The following is a 3,267-nucleotide window of genomic DNA, read 5'->3' as shown; positions in this document are numbered from 1 at the left end:
GCATACGCCCGTTTGGCCGATCTTTTTGTGCGCGCAATGGGGCAGATAGACTGCCTTGTCGGATGTGTCGGGACAGGCGGGTCTCTGTGCGGTACCGGCACTTTCTTGCGATCGGTGTTTCCTGATCTGAAGATTATCGCGGTCGACACGCATCGCAGCATTTTGTTTGGACAGCCGCTCGGGAAACGAGTGCTGCGAGGCCTGGGAAATAGCGTCTTACCCAAGAATGTTCGCCACGAGCTGATAGATGAAATTCACTGGGTTGGGGCATATCCGGCATTCCATGCTGCCCACCACTTGTTCCGACAGCATGGCATATTCATGGGCCCAACCAGTGGTGCCTCCGCACTGGTTGGGCAGTGGGTGAGCAAAACCAACCCCGACGCACGGGTCGCTGTGATCATGCCGGACGAAGGGCATCGGCATTCCGATACAGTTTACAGCGATATTTGGCTTGCCACACTGCCTGGTTGGAGAACTCCGGCATACGACGCTCCAACGAGAATCTCCAAAATTGAGCCCAGATCAGAGGCTGCTTGGACACGTTTTGACTGGCGACGGCGCAGCCTTGATGAAGTGATGCGCCTCCAGCAAAATATGCGCTGACGATGCGTTTCGCGTGTCACACCTGACCGTCCTGCGTAGGGGAATGTCGCGTCACTGACCGGCTTTTCAAGAACCAGTTCCAGGCATCAGCGGTCGTGGCGAACGTCTCATGGCGCGTTTGCGGATCGGTAGACCGATCGAGATCCTTGAGACCCCCAGCAGTAGCAACTGCAACGACCCTATCCCCGGCGGCTATTACCTTACGATCGGCCAGTGTCCTTATCGCCATGAGAGGGGTAACCGATGCCAGTTCTGCGAAAATTCCTTCGCCCCTAGCCAGGCGGGACTGCATCTCCATTAGTCCATCGTTGGATACCGGCACAGCATGTCCTGACGATTCTCGGAGTGCTCTAAGCGCCTGGAAGGTACTTCGCGAAGTACCAATCGACACGGCGAGAGCGTCGAAGCAAACTCTTTGTTCCGGAATGTGGTCCGACCCTTCTGCGAGTGCGGTCGACAGAGAGCCATGAACCTCTGCCGCCACCATTTTTGGTAACCGGTCTATGAGGCCAGCGTAAAACAGCTCCTTGAAACCAGCCCATACGCCTGACAAAGCGTCGCCATAGCAGACCGGCATGACGCACCAGTCCGGAACATCACCCGATCCTTGTTCGATGATTTCGTAAGCGATCGTCTTGTAGCCCTCGATAGCAAGTGGATGACTACCAACGACAGGCGCGCTGAAAGGAGACGTGACAAACCATCCAAACCGCTCTTGGGCCTCAGCAAGGAATTTCCACCTGTCCTGCTTGTTGGTCAGCGAAAGGACAGTGGCGCCGTGCCTCCTGATCTGGGACAGCATTGGGCTGGCCGTGCCTGCAAATGTTGCTACAACACAACCTATACCCGCTCGTGCTGCGTAGGCGGCAAGCGACGCACCGGCATTGCCTGATGACGCTGTGGCAACCAGCTTTGCGCCCTGCGCGCGCGCAATTGAGACCGCTACCGTCGAGAACCTGTCCTTGTACGACCATGTCGGATTGCGGCTCTCATCCTTGATGAACAGGTTAGCCACCCCCATCGATGAACCGATCCGCGGACAAGAGATCAGGGGCGTCTGCCCTTCACCCAGGGTGACGATGTCCTCGGGCGCGCACGGCAGCCATTGGCCATACTTCCACAATGACGAACGACCGTACTGGTCACCTGCAACAGCACTGCTAATCGCTGACTGTCCATAGATGGGCGCCAGATTGGCAGGGGCGACCGGCGCGCAGAACGGACAGCCCTTGGAGTCGATCGTCAGTGCTGCGGGAAAATGCGCGTCGCACCTGATGCAGGAATAGCCCTCTATGCCCCTCACGCCTGGAACCCTACGAAAGGCTTGGCGGTGCCTGCGGTTGCAATAGCTAGATCTTGCGAAAAAAGCCGGATGTCCTTGCTGTAGGGCTGTTTGGCATTGTCTTCAGACAAGGCGTATCTGACCTTCCGAGGTTGAGTGGCCTGCTTCATCATTCCTCTCAAGGCTGTGAGTTTATCCAAGTTCGATTTGAAACAGGCATGCCGGTTGAAGTCAATCAAAATGACTCCTAAAGTGTGCCATTCTATAATGATCACGGAGGTGCTGCGCTATCATGGATTTACGTTGTCGTCTGGGCGTGAATGTGCGTCGGCTACGCAAAGAACGCGACCTGTCGCAAGAACGTCTGTCGCTCCTCTCGGGCCTCTCACGCGCCTATGTGAGCAGCGTTGAGACCGGCCGCCGAAATGCAACACTGGATACGCTGGAAATCCTCGCACGGACTCTTGGAGTCGAAGGCTGGGAGCTGATCGCGACAGTTGCCGGGGTGGACGCGGATGCTGGGCCCTATCACGACAGCGATGCGAGAGACTGATGCCTGCTCGTTCAAAGAACAGATAAAATGTGGCTATTGATCGCGTTGCTTATTTGGCGATTTGGTAAGTTTGATTTATCGATTAAGTAATACTTCGGTTAAGTTTTATTTTATACATCACGTATAATGATTTAATTCTCTACGCTATTCAGCGCGAGGAGTCCTGCGATACCGATCGAAGAAGAAGTACCAATCCTCGGGAGTGCCGCTGCGGAGATCTTGGAGATCAAGACGACGGCAGGGGTCTTGAAAATGCTCCAAACGAAAAAATCGGCGCAAACAAGGTCTCGCAAGCCGTATCGAAAGCAATGGTCTTTGGAGAAATACAGGCAGTCAATGACCATATTTGGCGATAGCGACGAAGACCCCGACCAAATACAAACGGACAGGAGGTCGCCATGGGTCGTATCCTCGTTGTCGATTGGTCAAATAGACAGCTCTATCAACAACAGCTAGAGCGACATTTTCGGCTGCGTCATGAAATCTACGTGGTCGAACGACGGTGGCAGGCACTTGGGCGCCCCATCGACATCGAAATGGACGCGTTCGATACGGAGCATGCAGTCTATCTCCTTGCCGTCGATAGCTCTGGCGACGTCATAGGCGGGTCCAGGATGGTGCCTACGACCCAGCCACATCTGCTTGGCAACGTCTTTCCACAACTTGCCAATGGCACGCCCCCTCGCGCTCCTGACATCTATGAGTGGACCCGCTTCTTCATCGCATTTCCCTACCGGAGAACAGGCACGTCCGCGCGCCTAGCCGGAGAAGTGCTTTGCGGCTTGCTTGAGGCGAGCCTGAGGTTCGGAATTCGAAAGATCAGCGT

At 55.3% G+C, this 3,267-nt stretch carries 5 protein-coding genes; 3 read left to right on the top strand and 2 right to left on the bottom strand.

Going from position 1 to position 3,267, the window contains the following annotated elements; translation table 11 throughout:
* On the top strand, positions 1-606 hold a 606-nt coding region (locus AC1DUU_RS27165), incomplete at its 5' end, for a pyridoxal-phosphate dependent enzyme (RefSeq protein WP_476786460.1).
* 16 nt (positions 607-622) lie between these two features.
* On the opposite strand, the gene AC1DUU_RS27160 is transcribed toward AC1DUU_RS27165, so the two are convergent.
* Both AC1DUU_RS27160 and AC1DUU_RS27155 read right to left on the bottom strand, forming a co-directional pair.
* Positions 623-1,909, bottom strand: a complete 1,287-nt coding sequence (locus AC1DUU_RS27160; RefSeq protein WP_476786459.1) for a threonine synthase — start codon at positions 1,907-1,909, stop codon at positions 623-625.
* Complete coding sequence (locus AC1DUU_RS27155) at positions 1,906-2,127, bottom strand: hypothetical protein (protein ID WP_476786458.1); 222 nt, start codon at positions 2,125-2,127, stop codon at positions 1,906-1,908. Before AC1DUU_RS27155 ends, AC1DUU_RS27160 begins: the two co-directional genes overlap by 4 nt.
* Positions 2,128-2,180: 53 nt before the next feature.
* On the opposite strand from AC1DUU_RS27155, the gene AC1DUU_RS27150 reads away from it, so the two are divergent.
* Both AC1DUU_RS27150 and AC1DUU_RS27145 read left to right on the top strand, forming a co-directional pair.
* Positions 2,181-2,441, top strand: a complete 261-nt coding sequence (locus AC1DUU_RS27150; protein ID WP_476786457.1) for a helix-turn-helix domain-containing protein — start codon at positions 2,181-2,183, stop codon at positions 2,439-2,441.
* A 488-nt stretch (positions 2,442-2,929) separates the two neighbouring features.
* Positions 2,930-3,267, top strand: a 338-nt coding sequence (locus AC1DUU_RS27145) for an acyl-homoserine-lactone synthase (protein WP_476786456.1), incomplete at its 3' end; no start/stop codon positions are given.

It is taken from the genome of Aminobacter sp. P4_H6_2, assembly GCF_056400805.1.
The sequence above is the reverse complement of the archived record's forward strand: the minus strand, read 5'-3'. Positions and strand labels throughout refer to the sequence as shown.

What these genes read in the sequence shown, in the direction of transcription:
- AC1DUU_RS27150 (WP_476786457.1), top strand. Translation starts at nt 2,181, where the DNA reads ATGGATTTACGTTGTCGTCTGGGCGTGAATGTGCGTCGGCTACGCAAA.